Below are 19505 nucleotides of genomic sequence, written 5' to 3'. Positions count from 1 at the left end.
CACACGGCGCGCTGCGATGACGCGCTTTCATGCCTGTTGCCATGCCGGGCGTTAGAACTTGTGGCGGATGCCTGCCACGGTGACGAACTGGCCTTGATTGCTCGACGGATTCGAAATGCCTTCAATCCACGCATTCGCGCCCGACGCGCGCTGATAGATACCGTTCAGGTACAGGTCAGTCGTCTTCGACAGGAAGTACTCGCCGCCCAGTGCAAGCTGGTTGTAGTGCGCGTTCTTCGCCGACGCCGCCGTGCTGTTCTGCAGCGTGTAGATGTAGCCGAGCGTGACGAGCGTTGCGGGCGTCGCCTGGTACTTGAGCATCGCTTCGTAGTTCTGGAAGTGCAGGCTGCCGCCCGCGATGATGTCGAAGTGCGAATTCGTGTACAGCAGCGCGAGCGTCGCCGGACCGATCGTGTATGCACCGCCCGCACCCCATACCTGGTTGCGCTTCACGTTGCTGATGATCGAGGTGCTCGTGCTGTAGTAGTTGTCGGACGGTGCGGCGCCCGTTGTACTGGTCGCCGGCTGGTTGGTGAGCGAGTACGCGGCGTCGAGGCGCAACGGGCCGTTCACGTAGTCGGCGCCGACGCTCCATGCGCGGTTGTTGGCGAAGTCGCCCGCCGTGTTCGAGAACGCGTACATGGCATTCGCGGTGAAGCCGGCGATCGTCGGCGTCGTGTACTTCACTGCGTTGCTGGTGCGGTACGTGTTGTTCAGGTCGTCGTTGTCGTAGACCGCGTTGCCATACTGGCTCAACGCGCCGACGCCGTTGGCCTGCAGGTTCGACAGATAGTCCTGCACGCTGTTGTACTGGCGGCCGAGCGTAATCGTGCCTGCCTTGCTGTTTTGCAGCGCGACCCATGCGCTGCGGCCGAACAGGCGGCCGCCCTGGCCCAACGCGCCCGTCTCCAGGCTGAAGCCGTTTTCGAGGCGGAACAGCACCTTGTTGCCGCCGCCCAGGTCCTCGCTGCCGAGCAGGCCCCAGCGCGAGCCCTGTACGTTGCCCTGCGTCGCCTGGATGTTGTGCTCGCCCTTCTGGTTGTTCGTGTACGTAAAGCCGGCATCGACGATGCCATACAGCGTGACGCTGCTTTGCGCGTGGGCGGCTTGCATGCCGAGTCCGGCAACAGCGACGGCAATGGCTGAGCGGGCAATCTTGTTATACATCGTGGTTTCCTCTGGTTGAAATAAAAGTCAATGGATTGATGGCTGATCCAATGACTTAAGGCATCCTAAACAGACGTGACGAAGCAGCACCTTGAACAAGGTGCATCGGCCAATCTGACCGTTGAAGCTGGCAGTGAATCAGTTCAGTGCAGCCGGTTTATCTGTCTCGTTCAATCCGGCCATGCGCGACGCGCCGCAATCCGGCGCGCGTCGCGTTTGTGAAACGGCGTGACAAGCGGTTCGGGCGACGCCAGCGCCCGCTCGAGCTCGGCCACGATCCGCGCAAGCACCACCTGCTCTTCGCCCGCGTGCAGGTTGCATGGATCGAGGTAAAAGAAATGCAGTTCGGCTTCGTGGTCGCGCACGATCACGGGAGCGTCGTCGCCTTGCGGATGCGCCAGCGCGTCGGCGAGATCCCACGCGGTGATGCGGGCCTGATTCGGATCGATATGAAGCTTCAGACGGTCGAGCGGATTGCCTGTCGGGTCAGCCTCGATTTCCGCCCATACGCCCGTCTGACGGTTCAGCGTTTCCCGCCACAGCGTCAGGTAGCTGCGCTCCGTTGCGCGCAGGGCAGCGTGATCGCGCGTGCGCCATTGCTCCAGCGCCGCGATGGCGCCGACGATGCCTTCCTTGCCGACCTTCATCCCGCGCCCAATGCCGCCGTTCTGGAAATACGCGGCGCGCACCAGCGCCTTCGAGCCCGCGACGATGCCCGCCGTCAGCCCGCCCAGAAACTTGTGCGCCGAATACAGCGCAAGGTCGGCGCCCGCCGCGATGAAGCGCGTGAGGTCGTATTCGGACGCGGCATCGACGATCACGGGCACGCCCTTCGCGTGCGCGACTTCGATGAATGCTTCGAGCGGGATCATGCCGTATTGCACGGTGTGATGCGAGACGACATACAATGCGGCCGCAGTGCGCTCGCCGATTGCCGATGCCAGTTGATAGCCATGCGCTTCCGTCGCCGCGCCGACGGGCACGACGCGGGCGCCCGCGAGCCGGATCGCCTGGTCGACGGGTGCGCCATAATTGACGAGGTGGCCTGTCTGCACGACGACTTCGTTGCGCAGGCCCGTGGTGTCCGGCAAACGTTCGATCAGGCCGAGGTCGTCGCCCGTCATGGCGGCGGCGATGCTCAACGTGATGGCCGCCGAGCACGACGCCGTCACGTACCCGCTTTCGCTGCCGCACGCCCGCGCGATCGCGGCCGAGGCCTTGCGCTGCAGGTCGTCGATCTCGACGAACTGCGGCAAGAACTCCGCGACGATGTCGATCACGGCTGCGCCGACGCTGGACGCGCCCAGGCCCGTCATCGTGCCCGAGACGTTGATGACGGGGCGTAAGCCTGATCGAGAGCGGATGTCCATTCCAGCGCCTCCGAAAGCGTCATTCCTTAATTAAGGAATATATGTTGTAATTGTGGATGAGTCTAACATACAATGTCCTGGCGTCAACTGGACAAAAACATCCCTATCCGAGGACTACATGGCACGACCGCCCCGTTCCACCGCGGCTGCTCAGACGCCCGCCCGCGTCGATGCGAGCCCCGCTGCCGAAGCCGCCGCGCCTCGCACGCGCACCAGCGCACTCGATCGCGCGGTGCAGATTCTCGATGCGCTTCAGGAGGCCGGCAAACCGGCCACCGCGTATGAGATCGCGCATGTCCTGAACGCGCCGCTGTCGACGGTCTACTCGATCATCAACGACATGGTCGACAAGAACCTGTTGTCGCGCTCGGCCGACGGTGCGATCTGGCTCGGCTCGCGGCTCTATGGTTATGGGCTCACGTATGCAGGCTCGCTCGACTACCTCGCAGTGGCCAACGAGGAAATGCAGCGGCTGTCGGCGGAAGTCGAAGAGACCGTGCAGGTGTGCGGGCTGGAAGAAGGCATGATGGTCGTGCTGCAGATGGCCGAAGGCCCCGGCCATTTCCGCGTGACCTCGCGCGTGGGCAGCCGCGTGCCGGTGAACTGGACCGCGTCCGGGCGACTGCTGGCGGGACATTTGCCCGCCGCCGAGTGCACCGCGTTTTTCAGGCAATACGCGCAGCCGTCGCCTACCGGCCGCGCCGAGACGCGCCCCGACGTGCTCGCGCGCAACGCACGGCAAGCGCTCGATGAGCGGCTGTCGATCCAGATCGGCGAGTCGGATGCATCCGTGGCGTGTCTGGCCGCGCCCGTGATGAACCGTTCGGGCGCATGCGTCTTCACCATTTCGATCGTGATGCCCGAGGCGAAAGCGGAGCAAGGCACCGAGCGTTACGCGCAGGCCGTGCAGAGCGTCGCGGCTCGCATCGAAACCCGCCTTGGCTGGCGCTGATCCTGCCGCTGTCGCTGACAGCAGAGCGCCTTGCGGCGCATTGAATTTCCCTGAGAACTCTTTCGCTTTTCGACTTGCCGATGAATTGTTATGAGCGGCTGCGCGCGCGCGGCCTGACGCTTCCCACTGTGCCGACGCCCATCGGCAACTTCATGCACTGCACACGCGAGGGCGGCCTGCTGTTTCTGTCCGGCCAGGGGCCGCTCGACGAAACCGGCCAACTGCTGACAGGCAAAGTCGGCGCGACGGTCACGGCCGATGAAGCCTATCGGCACGCGCAACTCGTCGGTCTGAACCTGCTCGCCGTATTGCATGCGGAACTCGGCGATCTGCAGCGTGTGCGGCGCGTCGTCAAGCTGCTGGGCATGGTCAACGCGACCTCCGAATTTGCCGAGCATCCCCGCGTGATTAACGGTTGCTCGGACCTGTTCGTCGAGGTATTCGGCGATGCCGGCCGTCACTCGCGTTCGGCTGTCGGCGTGGGCTCGCTGCCGAACAACATCACGGTCGAAATCGAGGCCATCGTCGCCGTGCGCGACTGACCATCAAGAAAGTGGCCAGTCGCTCTCGACCGGCCGCCCCCAGCATCGGCATGCAGCCGGCGAGAGCGTTGAGCGTGTCGATCGGCTATGACGCGCTGATCGCGACGGCGCATGCGTCCGCCCGGCCCGCTCACATCCGGGCTCCCCCGATCATGAAAACGCGGCCTGATAGACCTTCGGTGTCACGCCCGTTTGCTGCTTGAACACACGCGTGAAGTGCGACTGATCGGCAAAGCCGGTTCGCGCGCCGACTTCCGCGATGGGTCTGCCGGACCGCAGCATCGGCAAGGCGTGGCGCACGCGTTCCTGCTGCTGGAACGCATGCGGGCTCAGCCCGGCTTCGCGTTCGAATGCACGCAGCAGCACGAACGGCGTCACGCCGAACTCGCAGGCAAGCGTCGACAGCGTCACGCGTGCGTGAAGGTCGTCGCACAGACGGCTCTTGACGGCGCGAACCAGTTCGGGCTCCCTGCGCACCACGGGCAGACCGGCCGCGCGTGCCGCGTGCCGCGCACGCAGTCCGACGACAGCACACGCAAGCGCCTCGCTGCGCTTGAACGGATCGTCGTCCACTTCGGAACACCAGTTCACGCCGTAGAGGTAACGCGACACCTCGGGGTCGACGATGAACGGACTCGTCACCTCGAACCGTTCGCTTCGCGCGATGCCGAGCCGCTCGCAATAAGCGGCAAGCGCTGCAGGCTGCACGTGTTCGACTCGCATCTTCCAGTGGCCGTCGCCTGCGGCTACGCCCGCATGCACCACGTCCGCATCGATGACGATCACGTCGCCGCGATGGCACAGGCGCCGCTCCTGCCGGACCTCGACCGCGAGCGTTCCGCCCGTGATCACGGCAAGGCAATGGGTGTCATGCGTGTGCGGCGGATACCGGTGGCCGACGAACTGACCCTTGAGCATGACGGCATCCATGACGTCGGGCGCGCGCCAGAGCTTGACGGAAGGGGTCGGCAATGTGGCTTTCATCGTGATGCGGGCTGGGGAAGCGGACAAAAAATATCATCATAGTCCTCCAGCCGCGGCATGGTCATGCACGGCTGCGCGTCGAGCCGTTCGACGAAATCGCTCCAGCGCGCGAGCGTCTGCGCCCGCTCGGCCGACGAACAGTAAGGGACATGCCAGGCGAAGAACGGTTCGAGCACCTCGTAGCCCACATAGCCGAGCGTGCCCTGCAGCAGGTGACGCAGCATGCCGCGCGAGAGTTCGCCGTGTATGCCTTGCGCGCCGAACATGTGCTCCCGTCCGCCCAGCGTGACGCCGATCACGGCCCGTTTGCCCACCATGCCGCCTCGCCCGTAGATGCGCTTGCCGCCATACAGCGCACCCGACAGGAAGCAGCGGTCGATCCAGCCCTTGACGAGCGCCGGGACCGAGAACCAGTAGAGCGGGAACACCAGCATCAGGATGTCGCTGGCCATCAGCGCATCGACTTCGCGCCTGATGTCGGGCGCAACGGTGTCGTGTTCGAGCGCATGGCGCTGCTCTAACGCGTAGACGAGGTAGTCCGGATCGGCGCGTCGGGTGAAATCGCTCGCGCGGACGACGGGATCGAAGTCCAGCGCGTACAGATCGGAAAAGCTCACGTTGTCGCCGCGCGCCGTCAGCACGCGTCGCGCGTCATGTGCCATTGCCGTGCAGAAGGAGCGCGGTTCCGGGTGAGCATGGACGATATGAACGCTACGCATGAGGAATCGACCTCCATGAAACAGCCGGGATATACGCGTTGAGATATGCAAGCTCGCCGTCGATCGCCTGCGCGGCCGACAGCGTGGCGCCTTCGCGCAACAGGCGCCGCGTGGCCTGAAGCGCGCTCGGCGGCTTCGAAGCGAGGCGCAATGCGTACTCGACAGCCGCTTCGCGGACCTCGGCGTCACGCACCACGCGCGAAACGAAGCCGCGTTGCAAGGCTTCTGCCGCGCCGACCGGCCGGCCGCTCATCAACCAGTCGCGCGCCACCAGATCGCCGACCCGGCGAGCCAGCAAGGCCGTGGCGCCCGCCTCGGGGACGATGCCGAGGTCGGCGAACGGAAAGCGGAACATCGCGCTTTCGCCGGCCACGACCCAGTCGGCATGCAACAGCATCGTCGCGCCAAAGCCCACTGCCGCACCGTTTACAGCGGCGACGAGCGGCTTGGGTTGCTCCGCAAACGCCTTGATGCAGCGCGCGACCGCGCCGTCGGCGGACTGCGGCCACAGTGCGCCGAACGCCGCTGTGTCGTGACCCGCGCAGAAGCAATCGCCGGTGCCGTGCAGCAGCACGCAATGGACACGCACGTCGCCCTGCGCAAGCCGCAGCGCGTTCGCGAGCGCATCGAACATCGTGCCGTTGAGCGCGTTGCGCTTGTCCGGGCGGTCGATACCGATGGACCACACCTGTCCGTCCAGCTCCGATGTGAGGTTGGCGATCATCATGCGAACAGCGCGAAGCCGCCGACCAGTTTGCCGATCCTGTTCCTCGGTCCGACGAGGCCGATTGCGAGGTATTGCAACGAAGGGCCGGAAAGCGCGTTGACGGCGTCGAGGAAGGCGTCGTAGTCGGTGGTGGCTTGCCCTTGCACGGGAAAATCCACCACGTCGCAGTGCGGCAGGGATTTCTGCCGAAGCTCGCTCAATTGCTGCGCAGTGGCCTTGAGCACGGGAATGCCGATGGGGATCAGACCGGGATGCGCGGTGCCGTCGCTCTCCCGCAATGGCGCGCCGACGAGATGGCTGTGGCGCTGCCCCAGCGTGAACGCGACGACGGCTGCCGCGTTCGATGCCTTGCCCGGCGCCAGCGCTGCGTCCACGACGATGACGCAGCGCTCGGGCTTGCGTGCGGCTTCCGTATCGACCGACGGCTGTGCTTCTGCTTGCAAAGACAATTCCCTTCTCCTGTTGGACCGACCTTGGAGAGATGCTAGGGAAAGTCCTGTCGAAAGTATTGGACGATTTTGCAGGCGTTGGCTTGACCGCGAGCAAGCCGATCCGGCGACAACGCGTCTCCCGTCTCACCCCTACCCGATTCGGGTAGTCCCGCCTTTCCGATGCGCCCTCTATTGTCGTACCCCATACCGCCTGGAGACAGCAACGGCGTCCACGCCTGCCGCACAACAAAAAGGAACCCATCGATGACCCGGTCCGCCTCCCCGCCTCTTTCAGGCGAATACGACTATCTCGTGATCGGCGCCGGCTCCGCCGGTTGCGCCGTGGCAGGACGTCTGTCCGACGATCCCACCGTCAGCGTCGCCGTGCTCGAAAACGGCGGCCCCGACGACCACTACCTGATCTGGACACCCGTGGGCCTCGCGAAAACCGTCGTCAAGCCGGGGCCTTACAACTACGGCTACTACACCGAGCCGCAGCCGGCACTCGACGGCCGCCGCAGCTATCAGCCGCGTGGACGCGTGCTAGGCGGCTCGTCGTCGCTCAACGGCATGGTTTATATCCGGGGCCATCGCAAGGATTACGACGACTGGGCCGAGCAGGGCTGCACGGGATGGAGCTATGACGACGTCCTGCCCTACTTCAGGCGCAGCGAAAACAATACGCGTTTTGCCGGCACGGCCAACCCGTGGCATGGGACTGACGGCCCCCTGTACGTGAACGATCTCCGTTCGCCCAATCCGTTTTGCCGGTACTTCCTGCAAGCCGCGCAGCAGGCGGGCCACGCGCTGAACGACGACTTCAACGGCGCCGAACAGGAAGGCTTCGGCTACTACCAGGTGACCCAGCACAACGGCGAACGCTGGAACGCCGCGCGTGCGTACCTGCATCGCGGCAAGACCGTCGATGGGCGCTATAACGGCGGCCGCCATAACCTGCATGTGCTGACGGGAACGCAGGCGCTGCGCCTCGTGTTCGAAGGACGGCGCGCGGTCGGCGTGGTGGTCTCGCGCGACGGCGTCGAACAGACCTTGCGCGCCCGGCGCGAGGTGATCGTGAGCGGCGGCGTGTTCAATTCGCCGCAACTGCTGCTCGCTTCGGGGATCGGACCGGCGAAACATCTGCGGGAAATGGGCATCGACGTACGTCACGATCTCCCCGGCGTCGGCGAGAACTTGCAGGATCATCTCGACATCGTCATCAACACGCAACTCGACAGTACCGATCTGTTCGGCGCCACGCTGCGCGGCGGCTTGCGGCTGTTGAAGGAAATCCGCCGCTACCGGCGCCAGCGTGCCGGCATGCTGACATCGAACTTCGTCGAAGCAGGCGCGTTCGTGAAGAGCCGGCCTGAGCTCGATCGCCCCGACCTGAATCTCGTCTTCACGGTCGCGCTGATCGGCAATCGCAACATGGGCAGCCGACGCAAGCTGGGGCATGGCTATTCTGGGCATATCTGCGTGCTGCGCCCCGAGAGCCGCGGTGTCGTGCGTCTCCGGTCGCCCGACATGCGCGAAGCGCCGCTGATCGATACGCGTCTGATGAGCGCGCCGCGCGACATGGAAACGTTGATCGCCGGGATTCGGATCATGCGCGACGTGATGAACCAGCCGGCCATGAAAGACCTCGGCGGACGCGAGATGAAAAGCGAAAGCTTCGCGAGCGAGGAAAGCCTGCGCGCCTTCGTGCGCAGTCACGCCGATTGTCTGTACCACCCGGTCGGCACCTGCCGGATGGGGGCCGCCAATGACCCGCTCGCGGTCGTCGATAGCGAACTGCGTGTGAGAGGTGTCGAGCGGCTGCGCGTCGTCGATTGCTCGATCATGCCAACGCTGATCGGCGGCAATACGAATGCGCCCGCGATGATGATCGGTGAAAAGGCAGCGGACATGATTCGCGCCGCCGCGCGCTGATTCGAAAGACCCACCACCTGGATTCAGCGTCCGCGACTGCTGATGCCGCGGGCGCGACCTGTCCAACAGGAGCATTCAATGCCACACCCGACGCCTTATCCATCATTGCCCGCGTCCGCGGCCACCGTATCCGCGCAAGAGCGTGCGCTGCGCGAACTGCCGCCGGACGATCCCCTCGAAGAAGCCGACGCGCGGCGCGGCTTCATCGGCACGATTCCCAACGCGGAGATTCGCGGCGCGTACGATCAACTGGTCTGGAGCCTCGCAGACTACCGCTTTCTCGAAGAACAACGCGCGCCCGCGACGGCTCACCCCGCGCTATGGCGTCACGCGCGCCTGAACATGCTGCATGGGCTGTTCAGGGTGACCGAGCGCATCTACCAGGTGCGAGGCTTCGACGTCTCGAACATCACGTTTATCGAAGGCGACAGCGGGCTGATCGTGATCGATCCGCTGACCTGCAAGGAAACGGCAGCCGCCGCGCTCGATCTGTATTTTGCGCATCGCCCGAAGCGCCCCGTTGTCGCCGTGATCTACAGCCACAGTCACGCCGATCATTTCGGCGGCGTGCGTGGCGTCGTCAGCGAGCAGGATGTGATCGCAGGCAAGACAGCGATCATCGCGCCAGTGGGATTCATGGAAGAGGCGGTGTCGGAAAACGTGATGGCGGGCACGGCCATGGCGCGCCGCGCGCAGTTCCAGTTCGGCCACACGCTCGCGCGCAACGCCTGTTGCCAGATCGACGCAGGCATGGGCAAAACCATTCCGCGCGGGACGATCACGCTGATCGCGCCCACGCAACTGATCAAGGCGGCGTCGGAGACGCATGTGATCGACGGCGTCGAGATCGTGTTCCAGCTGACGCCCGAAAGCGAAGCGCCCGCCGAGATGCATTTCTACTTTCCGCAGGAGCGCGCGCTCAATCTCGCGGAGAACGGGACGCGCTCGCTGCACAATCTGTGTCCGCTGCGCGGCGCGCAGGTTCGTAATGCACAACTGTGGTCGCGCTACCTCGGCGAATCGCTCGATCGCTACGGACACGACGCCGAAGTCGTGTTCGCGCAGCACAACTGGCCGACGTGGGGCAAGGAGCGGATCGTCGGCTACCTGGCGGCGCAACGGGATCTCTACAAGTTCCTGCACGACCAGACCGTACGGCTCATGAATCACGGGCTGAATGCCGCCGAGATCGCGGAGCAGATCCGGCTGCCCGATGCGTTGCTCGACATGTGGCATACGCGCGGCTACTACGGCACCGTATCGCACAACGTGAAGGCGGTGTACCAGCACTATCTGAGCTGGTACGACGGCAATCCGAGTAACCTGCACGCGCTACCGCCAGAAGCCTCGGCGCCCCGCTACGTCGAGTACATGGGCGGCGCCGGTGCGATCCTCGAGCGCGCCCGCGTGGACTTCGAAAAGGGCGAGTACCGGTGGGTCGCACAAGTAATGAATCATCTCGTGTTCGCTCAACCGCGCCTGCGCGAGGCGCGCGAACTCGGCGCGGCCGCGCTGGAGCAGATGGGCTATCAGGCGGAATCGGCGACCTGGCGTAACGCGTTCCTGCTCGGCGCGCGCGAGTTGCGCGAGGGCCGCGATGCTTCGACGCAATTCAGCAACCGCAGCCGTGACATGGTGTGCGCGATCACGGAAGAAATGTTCTTCGACTATCTGGCGGTACGGGTCGATGGGTTGAAGGCGCAGCATCTGAAGATGCAGATCGACTGGCGGTTCACCGACATTTACCGGCAGTTCACGCTGAACCTGCAACACGGCGCGTTGACGTGGTCGTCGTCTGTGCGCGGCGAAGGCGCCCATCTGCACGTTTCGATGTCGAGGCAGACGCTGAACCGCATTCTCTGTGGCGAGACGGGCTTCAAGGATGCTGTCGCGACGCGTGAGATTCTGCTGGAAGGCGACGTGGCGCTGTTCCGCGCGCTGCTCGAGACGCTCGATCAGTTCGATGGCGATTTCAATGTCGTAGAACCGTAACCCCTCTAGTCCGACACCACGACCGCCTTGCCCTGCTCTTTCGTCATCTTCGCCGGCAAGGCGATCATGACGAGCCAGGTCCGCACGAGCACACCCGCAAACCACAGAGATACTGGCATCCCCAGAATCGCGACGAAAAGCAGCACGCCGTTTGCGCCGAAGTTCTCCGACAACAGCCTGCTCAGTATCAGGTAGAACGGGGCAATCCCCATGGACAGGTACATGAAGATCCTGGGGAACGGCGAGCGCTCCTTGTTGAAGCGCTCATACGCCTTCATCCCACGCTGAACGTCGTAGACGATTTCGTCGCCATTATCGACGAACGCCTGCGCGACGAACCGTGTCCTGGCGATGGTGTGCAGCACGCTCTTGCGTGCAAGCAACATCCAGCAGGCCGTCAATGCGATTCCGCCTAGCAGGCCTGGCCATCGTATATACGCAGGCATTGGCGCGAATACGAAATAGTAGAAATAGCCGAAAATGCCGAAGAAGAAGTAGGCGACGAAGAGGCCAAACATCGTGACGACGCCGAACGCCTTCAACGAGTTGGTGCCGCGATTCGTGAACGATATGGCGAGCGGTCCGCAGATGCATAGCAACATCACTAGCAAGCCGATCTTCCATGTCCAGCTGGATGCGGCCAGTTCATCTACGTAGATAACGTAGGCACATACCGTTGCGGCAAGCATGGGTATAGGTGACAATCGGGCTACTTTTTTCGCCGTGGCCAGCACGTGGTCGGGCTGCGCCTGCCGTGGCTTGGTGATGGATTGCATGCGCGACATCAGTACAAAAACGAGTAATGGAAATTCATCAGGGCATATACATCAGCGGATAGGAATCGTAGTCCTTCGGCATGGACTTCGCGAGGTATTCTGCAGCTTCCTTGACTGTTTCACCGAAGGAGCGAAACCACGACGAGACATGCTCGGTCGCATGGACATGCTTGTCGACCGCATCGAGCACATATCCGAACAGTACGGCGGCAGCAATCGTTCCGACAACGATAATCCCGACGGACAGCGCCCCTGCGGCTGCGAACGCCACGACCGCGCCAACAGCAGCCGATGCAAGCGCCGCACTCAGACCCGCCTTCGCGAGATCCATGCCAATCTTGCCGAGCAGATCAGCGAAATCTTTCTTGCGTTTTCCGTCTGGCCCAATCTGCTCGTAATCATGCAGCCATTCCGCGACATCGAGCGAAACGGTAAAGATCAGCGCGATCAACCCGGCCTTCCTGAATGCACCCTTCGAGCTTTCCCACGCGGCGGCTGCACCCGATTCCACCGTGCCGGCACCGCCCGCGATGGTCAACACCTTCTCGTGCTTTACGCCGTAACGCGCCGCCGTCACCAGCTTCCGCATGCGCGGATTGCCGGTGAACACGACGTACCATCGCTCCCCCACGTTCTTGTGAACGATCTTCATCAACCTGAACTTTTCGAAGAACAGTTCCTTGATCCATTCCTTGTTGTCGCTGAGAAACGCCGTCGCGCCTGCAAGCTGACCGATGAGCCAGTTGCGTGTTGCGATCTTGTTCGTGTCGAGCGCGGTCTCGTCGCCGCCGCCCGCGGCGACCGCATCGAGCACTTCCTGCGGGAACGAACGCTTGTCGACCTCCGCGACATGGGCTTCCTGCGTCGGCTGTTGCACCGTGCCTGCAGCCAGTTTGATCGGCACGGGACACATCCATTCCGGCTGCGCCACCAACGGATCGAACGGTTTCGGCGCGCGCAGATAATCGGGAAGCGCCGGCTGTGGATACGACAGAAGCGACGGCACTTGCGGCTTGCTGGTGGGCGCAGATGCGAATGGCGGTTTGCTCGCCTGATTGATACCCAGCGCAATGATGATCGGATCGGGCTTCGCCTTCGGATCAGGATTGCTGCCCGTCAAACCGAACTGCAGCATCGAATAGCGCTGCAGTACCTTGCCGTTCTGCTTGAGCAGCAGTTCCCCCTTGAACGCGCGGCTGATCCAGATGTGATAGCGCTCACCGTCCGTGAACTGCCCCTGCTGCACGCGCTTCTTTTTGGCCACGTCGTAGAGCCAGTCTTCAGTCGCTTCGACCGTATACGTCGCGCCTTTGTTGACGTGAATGTCGAAGATCACATCGCGATGCTTGCGCAACAGTACGGTCATATCCGTTTCGGCCCAGCATTCGACAGGTTCGCCCGGCAAGTCGATGCAGGCCGTATGTTGAATCATGGGACGGTTGCCCATTGTCATTCTCCGCTGCGTTTGAGCTGGTCCGCGACGAACTTTCCGAAATCGATGCCGTTCAGCTCGCCCTTGCCTTCGCCATCGAGCACGACGTGATGCAACGTGCCGTCTTCGGACATCAGCTTGATCGGTTCGCCTTGCGGCACGTTGCCGTCCGCGTCGACATAACGCAGGCGCATGTCCGCCTTCTTGCCCTCCATGTTATACGTACGGTTCAGGCTCGTCGGGCCATTGAAGGTATGCTGCGCACCCTTGATATCGATATTGCCGGGCGCGTGAATTTCGATGTTGCCCTCGCGGATGCGAATGTACGCACCGCCCGAGGTCAACAGCACTTCCTGTTTCGCGGAAGCTTCAATCTGATCGGTCGCGGACAACAGCTTCAGCGTCTTTTGCGCGGTGATCTCGACGTTATCCGACTGCGCCTGCACTTCGACCTTGCCCTTCGCCGCGAACAGCTTCATTCCCGCGTTCTGCACGAACAGGCTGATCTTCTCGCCGACACTCGCAATCAGCGACTTGCCCGTGGCAATGTGCGTGCTCTGGCCGCTGACCAGATTCGTGTGTTGCGTCGATGCGAAATGCGCGGACTGCTGCGTCGACATCGCCAGACCTGATGGCGTCGCGAACAGCATGATGGGTTCCTTGAACGCGTTCGCGTTGCCCGTGCCGCCGCCCGCCGTGTTGCCGCCCGCGCCTGTTCCTGCGCCTGTTCCTGCGCCTGTTCCTGCACCGGTGCCCGCGACGCTGTTCTGCGTCGCATCGCTGAACGCCTCGAGCGCCTGCGTGCCGTCTTTGAGCGATTCCGCCTGATGCGTCTCGCTCGCCGACGACATCGCATCGAGCACACTCCGCGAGTTCTCCAGCTGCGCGCGCGCCGCGCTCACATCGAGCGGCTGGCTTGCCATGCCCGTCGACGGATGCGTCGACACATACAATCCCTGCGAGGCCCGCACTGCCCCATACGCATCCGATTTCAGATCGAAGCCGCTGCCCAGGTACGCACCACGCGTGTTGCCGTTCTGCGCGACCAGATACCCCAGATGCAGGAACGAGTTGGCGCTGCTGCTATAGAGCTGCACGCGGTTCTGCCCGCTCGCGTCGTCCATCACCATCTGGTTGTAGCCGCTGCCCTGATACTCTTTCGAGCGATAGCCCGACAGGATGCCGTTCGAATGCCATTGCGGCGTCGTTGCGCCGTTATAGACGCGCCCCGTCACCACGGGCCGGTCGCAGTCGCCATCGAGCCAGCTGACGATCACCTCCTCGCCGATACGCGGCACGTGCACGCTGCCATAGCCGCCGCCCGTATCCGACATCGCCACGCGGACCCAGCACGAGGCGTTCTCGTCGCCCGGATTCAACCGGTCCCAGTGAAAGCGCACCTTGATACGGTTCAGCTCGTCGGTATACACCTCTTCATTCGAAGGCCCCACGACGGTCGCCGTCTGCAGCCGCATCTCCGGCTTGTGATGCTCGAACGGGCTGCGGTACGGGATGATCTTGCGCTGCGCCTCGACGCGCGCCATATAAAACCCTTCGCTGCCGTCGCTGGCCTTTACGGTCAGCGATCCGGCGCCATGCTGCGCACGCGCCGCCGCGATCGCGTCCTTCAGGCTGTGCGGAAAATCCGTCGCGCCAACGGAGACAGGCAGATTGTTCTCGATCACCCATTCGACAGCGATCACCGCGAACTGCCGCTCCTGCGCGCCGCCCGAACCATGCTCCGGGTGATTCGCCAGCTCGAACCAGCGACCCGCATCGACGCCGCGCACGGCCCCCACACCATCGAAACGCCGTGCGCGCGATTCCCACTCTTCCATGCGCACTTTCGACAGATGATCGCCGCGATCCTGCGCGCCATACGTGTAGGCACCCGTGTACTCGTAGACCTCGGCCTGCGCGGGCAGATTGCCCTGCGTGGCCATCGTCGGCACGGACGTGCCTTTCGGATTGGCCGCCCCCGCAGGCGACTTGTAATCGAACGTGCGCGTAGTGAGCGTCGTGCTTTGCAGCGTGCGCGTGCCGGCCCACTGCACGAACGCATCGGTCTCGCTGTCCGTGCCCGCGCGATAGAAGTTCACCATCTGCGGGCTCAGAGGCTCGAGCGTACCGATATCGTCCGTGATGACGAGCGTATGCGACCTGCCGTCGTCGGCCTGTTCGACATAACTGAACAGCCCTTCCGCTTCCATCAGCCGGTGACAGAAATTCCAGTCGCTTTCGTATTGCACGCAGAACGAGCGCTGCGCGAGCGGCTGGCTCAATGCAAAGCGGAATGCTCCCTGCGCCTGCGGATGGGCATTGAATATATCGGTGAGAATCGCATCGGCGGTTTTATCCTGCCAGATGCGGGCATCCGTTCTGAAGCGCAGAAAATGCAGCCATGACGTAAAGCCAATCTGATAACGGGTGAGCGAACTGTCGGAACCGAGCCTGCGCGCCGTATGCACATAACCGTGATGCGGCCGATAAGTCCGGTCGGTCTGCTGGACCCATAACGTGACAGGCTGCGCAATCAGCGATTTGAGTTCGATGCCGTCGCGCAATGAAACCACATCGACCGTAAAGGCGCTCTCCCGGCCCAGCCGCGCATGGCCGATCGCGCGCTGCGGCAGCAGGACATCGCCGCCCAGCGGCGTATCCAGCCTGAGCAGCCGGTCGGTCTGCATCAGCCCGCCAGTCATCGCCGCGATGATGTCCTGCGCCCCCATACCGCCTCTTTTTAATCCGATTTGCGCCCACGCGCTACCGCGCGATAATACAGAAATGAAGACGTAAATCGCAATCGTATTTTAAAGGCAATGTGTATCAGGTCGTAATTGCCGGATTATAAAATGCTTGGCGCATATCGGAAAAATTAACTTATTGAATTGCCATTTCGATTTAACAATTAGCGCTTCGGCGCAATGGCGGCCACAACGGCTCGTTGCAAGCGACGTCAAAATGGCCTTGTCGAACAGGCGATCCAATAAAGGTGCGAGCGGCGGCGCAGTAGCCGGCGCAGTCAATACAAAACCGCCGGTGTCGATCAATTCATATGGATTCCTGATCACACAGATCGTTCTTATCCTGTTGTGATCAGGCTATTCTCAGTTGTCGAATGTGCCGAGATATTCGGGCGCGGCGTCGCGGCGTGTGTTCAATTCGAACATCACACCGCCCGGCGCGCGGCAGAAGAAGCGCGAACCACGGCCATTATTGAAAATGCCGGTTTCGATCTGCACGCCATCCGCCTTGAAACGCTCATACAACGCTTGAACCTCATCGAAACCCGGCAGTTCGAAGCCGACATGAAAGTTCTTCGGCCATGCCGGGACGTCGCCGCTGGCGTGATCGATCACGACGTCATAGCCGGGGCGCTTCAGGATGTACGATTTCTCCCACGTTCCCGCGATCGTAAATCCCAGGTACTGTTCAAAGAACTTCGCGGTCGCGGCGGTATCGGCGGAAGGGAAGCTCAGATGGTTGAGCTTCATGCTTTGGGTAATGTCGTTCATCGTCGGTCTCTCGTAGATGGCGGCGGCCCTATGCCATGTCCGCCCAAGGACCTCAGAATAAAAGCAGAGACTCACCTTCAACAACTCGCATTGCGCGCACCCGCCGAGACACGCGAAACCCGCCTGCGCGAAGGCCTTTCAGCCGATAGCCCGCCACGCACGGCAAGCCGCTTGCTCACATTCGTGCATGTTTCGCCGTGCGTTCACGGCGTGCCCGTCTTCGACAGATAGCCGAACACGGCAGCCCGTACGCGATATTCGAGGTTCTCGATATCGGTCTCTCTGCGCTCGCCAGCCGCATCGACGATGCCCCTCACAATGGCGAACAGGTCGCCCGCCGCGACTTCGGGCTGGGTGTGCCGGGGGATCGCGCGTTTGATGACCTCGGTGGCGATCTGTTCGAGTTCCGGCTTGGCCAGTTCATCGCGCAAGGCAGGCCGCCCCTCTGCGATATCGAGTAGCCGCGCAAGACGCGGACGCTGCAATTGCTGGCGCACAGCGGCGCCGATCAGATGCTCCAGGCCGGCCTTGCCGCTGCGCTTCGTGAGCGCGACGGCGATGTCCTCGTGAAAGCGCATCGTCTCACGCCGGATCAGCGCGACCGTCAGTGCGTCCTTGCCCGGAAAGTACTGATAGAGCGAGCCGATGCTGACGCCGGCGCGCGCGGCCACCGCATTCGTGTTGAATCCGTCGAAGCCGTCCGCTTCGAGAATCTGCGCGGCGGCCTCGATGATCGATGCGACCGTCTCTTCCGAGCGCGGCTGGCTCGGTGTTTTTCGGGGCCGCAAGCGCTTGTGCGGTGTCCGCTCGTTCATTCCTTGTTTTCCTTGTGGAGTCGCGTGCCCGTCGAAACGGTGCCACGAAACCTATTCTAAAGGCCACGGGATGCTGGAATGCAGATGCCAGCCACGCGCCGGGAAACCAGGCAAAGCGGACAGATTCAGCGCCCGGATATGCCCGGTCATGAAAACGACGAACACGCGGATGCGCGCGGGCAGATGCTGTCGGCAGAGGTAGCAGATGTAGTGTCCCCGATCGAGCACCGCGCGCAACACCAGGTCCACGTCGTTGAAAGTCGATCGGGCCGTCGGCAGGAACTTGCGCATATGGCCGTCGACCCTTCAGTTGCGATCGCCATGAACGCGATGATTCCCGCGTAGCTCGTCGAAAAACAGGTGGACAGGACGTCGGCCGGGTTGGGCAAGCCAAACGAAAAGCATGCAGCGATGCATCCGGGTGATCCATCGCCCGTTCCCACATTTTGCCGTGTTCGTGGAGAAATCTGGCTAGCCGCTGGGCGAAAGGAGGCCGGCTTTCGGCGTGGCCGGCTTGTGCGTTTCGACTGACCAAAAAGCGCGCCGCCGATTGACGCGATTGTGGAAACACCGTGCGTCCCTGAACGACGCTACCGCGGCATTTTTCCGTCACTTAACATAGGACCGGTTCAGTGTCGCTTCGTCTGAAAGGGAGAAGGCTTTGGGGCAACGGCCGTCGATCACATCGAGGTTCGCCGCCTGGCCTGAGAACGAATCATGAAAACGAAACTGGAAGCGCCCCCGCTTTCCTTGCTCGACCGGTATCGCGGCCGGGAATTCGCGGCGCTCTACACGACCACGGTCACCGTATCCGGCGGCGAGACGGGACATGGCCGCGCGTCCGGCGTGGCGCGCTCGGCCGACGGCAACCTCGATGTGCAACTGCGCTTGCCTACCGAACTCGGCGGTCCCGGCGATGGCACCAATCCCGAGCAACTGTTCGCCGCGGGCTTTGCGGGCTGCTTTCACGGCGCGCTCAATCTGCTAGGCAAGCGCGCAAAGATGGAACTCAAAGACATCGCCGTCGACGTGCAGGTCGCCTTTGGCCGCGATCCGATGGATGGCGGCTACGCGCTCGTGATCGATGTGCGGGTGCGGATACCGGGCGTCGGCCGGGCGGTGGCGGAAGAACTGGTGCGCAACGCCGAGCGTTTGTGCCCCTATGCGAAGATGGCGAGGCAGGGGACGGTGAACATCGTGGCCGTCCTCGATTGAGCGCGACGGCAGAACGACTCCGCGCTCACGGGCACCCGCCCGGCGAGCCGCGATCCGGACGGGACATCGAAACAGCGACCTAGTAGGCGATGGTCGCCGCGCGGCGCAGCTCGTCGGGCGTCGCAGTGCCGAAGCCGAAGAACTCCAGATAGGCCGGAATCATCTCGAACAGCATGTCGGTGCCGACCTGCACTTCGCAGCCCTTCTCACGCGCGGCGCGCAGGAACGGCGTGTATTCGGACTTCATCACGACTTCGCCGACGAAGCATGTGGGCGAGATACGCGCGACATCGAAAGGCAGCGGATCGCCCTCATTCATGCCGAGCGGCGTCGCGTTCACCACGACGTCGTAGCCGTCGGGATCTTTCGAGCCGGTGCGCACCGTCAACGCCGGGTAGTGCTCGCGCAACCGCTGCGCCAGCCCTTCGGCGGATTCGTTGCGCGCATCGTACAACGCGAGTTCGGCGACGCCCGCAGCCGCCAGCGACGCTGCGATCGCCGAGCCGACCCCGCCCGAGCCCGAGATCAGCACCCGTGCGCCCTTCAGTTGCCGCCCCTTGCCCAGCACGCCGCGCACGAAGCCGGCGCCGTCGAACTGATCGCCGAGCAGCGTGCCGTCGGGACGCTTGAGCACCGCGTTGCAGGCGCCCGCGATACGCACGGCGGGCGTGACCTCATCGACCAGCCCGACCGTCGTCACCTTGTGGGGCATCGTGATCAACGCCCCGCGCAGATTGGTGAAGCGGAAGATCGACGCGAAGCTCTGCTCGTAATCCTCCGCCTTGACGCCCATCGGTACGACGACGGCGTCGATACCTTTCTGCTCGAACCATGGGTTGTAGATCATCGGCGACTTGAAGCTCTCGGTCGGAAAACCGATGTGCGCGACGAGGGTGGTCTTTCCGGAAATCATGGTCAAAGTGCTCTCTCAGGCGT

Annotated in this window: 18 protein-coding genes and 1 pseudogene; 5 read left to right on the top strand and 14 right to left on the bottom strand. The window is 63.0% G+C overall.

Going from position 1 to position 19505, the window contains the following annotated elements:
- Positions 1-51 precede the first annotated feature (51 nt).
- Positions 52-1167, bottom strand: coding sequence for a porin (locus C2L66_RS33365; RefSeq protein ID WP_054932079.1), 1116 nt, complete (start codon positions 1165-1167; stop codon positions 52-54).
- A 170-nt stretch (positions 1168-1337) separates the two neighbouring features.
- Positions 1338-2537 (bottom strand): aminotransferase class V-fold PLP-dependent enzyme, encoded by a 1200-nt coding sequence (locus tag C2L66_RS33360; RefSeq protein ID WP_060607869.1) that lies wholly within the window; start codon positions 2535-2537, stop codon positions 1338-1340.
- Between the two features lie 118 nt (positions 2538-2655).
- Between C2L66_RS33360 and C2L66_RS33355 the strand changes: the two genes are divergently transcribed.
- Positions 2656-3489, top strand: a complete 834-nt coding sequence (locus C2L66_RS33355) for an IclR family transcriptional regulator (protein ID WP_060607866.1) — start codon at positions 2656-2658, stop codon at positions 3487-3489.
- 80 nt (positions 3490-3569) lie between these two features.
- Entirely contained in the window at positions 3570-4031 is a 462-nt protein-coding gene (locus C2L66_RS33350; protein ID WP_054932076.1) for a RidA family protein, read from the top strand.
- A 150-nt stretch (positions 4032-4181) separates the two neighbouring features.
- On the opposite strand, the gene C2L66_RS33345 is transcribed toward C2L66_RS33350, so the two are convergent.
- From C2L66_RS33345 to C2L66_RS33330, 4 genes are read right to left on the bottom strand one after another with little or no spacing between them, the layout of a single operon-like run.
- The gene (locus tag C2L66_RS33345; protein ID WP_060607863.1) at positions 4182-5015 is read right to left on the bottom strand and encodes a helix-turn-helix transcriptional regulator; all 834 of its coding nucleotides are present in this window, start codon (positions 5013-5015) and stop codon (positions 4182-4184) included.
- The gene (locus tag C2L66_RS33340) at positions 5012-5734 is read right to left on the bottom strand and encodes an NAD(P)H-dependent oxidoreductase (RefSeq protein WP_060607860.1); all 723 of its coding nucleotides are present in this window, start codon (positions 5732-5734) and stop codon (positions 5012-5014) included. Before C2L66_RS33340 ends, C2L66_RS33345 begins: the two co-directional genes overlap by 4 nt.
- The gene (locus C2L66_RS33335; RefSeq protein ID WP_060607858.1) at positions 5727-6461 is read right to left on the bottom strand and encodes an enoyl-CoA hydratase-related protein; all 735 of its coding nucleotides are present in this window, start codon (positions 6459-6461) and stop codon (positions 5727-5729) included. Before C2L66_RS33335 ends, C2L66_RS33340 begins: the two co-directional genes overlap by 8 nt.
- Positions 6458-6910 (bottom strand): DUF2000 domain-containing protein, encoded by a 453-nt coding sequence (locus tag C2L66_RS33330; protein ID WP_054932072.1) that lies wholly within the window; start codon positions 6908-6910, stop codon positions 6458-6460. The genes C2L66_RS33335 and C2L66_RS33330 overlap by 4 nt, the downstream gene beginning before the upstream one ends.
- Positions 6911-7156: 246 nt before the next feature.
- On the opposite strand from C2L66_RS33330, the gene C2L66_RS33325 reads away from it, so the two are divergent.
- Both C2L66_RS33325 and C2L66_RS33320 read left to right on the top strand, forming a co-directional pair.
- Positions 7157-8824, top strand: a complete 1668-nt coding sequence (locus C2L66_RS33325) for a GMC family oxidoreductase (RefSeq protein WP_060607856.1) — start codon at positions 7157-7159, stop codon at positions 8822-8824.
- A 78-nt stretch (positions 8825-8902) separates the two neighbouring features.
- Positions 8903-10816, top strand: coding sequence for an alkyl/aryl-sulfatase (locus tag C2L66_RS33320; RefSeq protein ID WP_060607853.1), 1914 nt, complete (start codon positions 8903-8905; stop codon positions 10814-10816).
- A gap of 5 nt (positions 10817-10821) precedes the next feature.
- On the opposite strand, the gene C2L66_RS33315 is transcribed toward C2L66_RS33320, so the two are convergent.
- The 7 genes and pseudogenes from C2L66_RS33315 to C2L66_RS33290 form a co-directional block, all read right to left on the bottom strand.
- Positions 10822-11550 (bottom strand): hypothetical protein, encoded by a 729-nt coding sequence (locus C2L66_RS33315; RefSeq protein WP_233445092.1) that lies wholly within the window; start codon positions 11548-11550, stop codon positions 10822-10824.
- A gap of 79 nt (positions 11551-11629) precedes the next feature.
- Positions 11630-13039: a hypothetical protein gene (locus tag C2L66_RS33310; protein ID WP_060607847.1), complete on the bottom strand. Its 1410-nt coding sequence runs from the start codon at positions 13037-13039 to the stop codon at positions 11630-11632.
- Between the two features lie 2 nt (positions 13040-13041).
- Positions 13042-15753 carry a type VI secretion system Vgr family protein gene (locus C2L66_RS33305; RefSeq protein ID WP_060607844.1) on the bottom strand — a complete coding sequence of 904 codons (2712 nt, stop codon included), beginning with the start codon at positions 15751-15753 and terminating at the stop codon, positions 13042-13044.
- An 81-nt stretch (positions 15754-15834) separates the two neighbouring features.
- Positions 15835-16074, bottom strand: a complete 240-nt coding sequence (locus C2L66_RS40970) for a hypothetical protein (RefSeq protein WP_148654639.1) — start codon at positions 16072-16074, stop codon at positions 15835-15837.
- 57 nt (positions 16075-16131) lie between these two features.
- The gene (locus C2L66_RS33300; protein WP_176056901.1) at positions 16132-16539 is read right to left on the bottom strand and encodes a VOC family protein; all 408 of its coding nucleotides are present in this window, start codon (positions 16537-16539) and stop codon (positions 16132-16134) included.
- 203 nt (positions 16540-16742) lie between these two features.
- Positions 16743-17354 carry a TetR/AcrR family transcriptional regulator gene (locus C2L66_RS33295; protein ID WP_060607841.1) on the bottom strand — a complete coding sequence of 204 codons (612 nt, stop codon included), beginning with the start codon at positions 17352-17354 and terminating at the stop codon, positions 16743-16745.
- Between the two features lie 51 nt (positions 17355-17405).
- Positions 17406-17660 (bottom strand): annotated as a pseudogene (locus C2L66_RS33290) (hypothetical protein); the annotation flags it as partial.
- Positions 17661-18071: 411 nt separating this feature from the next.
- On the opposite strand from C2L66_RS33290, the gene C2L66_RS33285 reads away from it, so the two are divergent.
- On the top strand, positions 18072-18569 hold the full coding sequence (locus tag C2L66_RS33285; RefSeq protein WP_060607835.1) for an Ohr family peroxiredoxin: 498 nt from the start codon (positions 18072-18074) through the stop codon (positions 18567-18569).
- Positions 18570-18648: 79 nt separating this feature from the next.
- Here the strand turns inward: C2L66_RS33285 and C2L66_RS33280 are convergent, their stop codons facing one another.
- Positions 18649-19482 carry a shikimate dehydrogenase family protein gene (locus C2L66_RS33280; protein WP_054932062.1) on the bottom strand — a complete coding sequence of 278 codons (834 nt, stop codon included), beginning with the start codon at positions 19480-19482 and terminating at the stop codon, positions 18649-18651.
- Positions 19483-19505: the final 23 nt, after the last annotated feature.

Origin of the sequence: Paraburkholderia caribensis, from assembly GCF_002902945.1 — a bacterium.
GTDB lineage: Bacteria > Pseudomonadota > Gammaproteobacteria > Burkholderiales > Burkholderiaceae > Paraburkholderia > Paraburkholderia caribensis.
The sequence above is the reverse complement of the archived record's forward strand: the minus strand, read 5'-3'. Positions and strand labels throughout refer to the sequence as shown.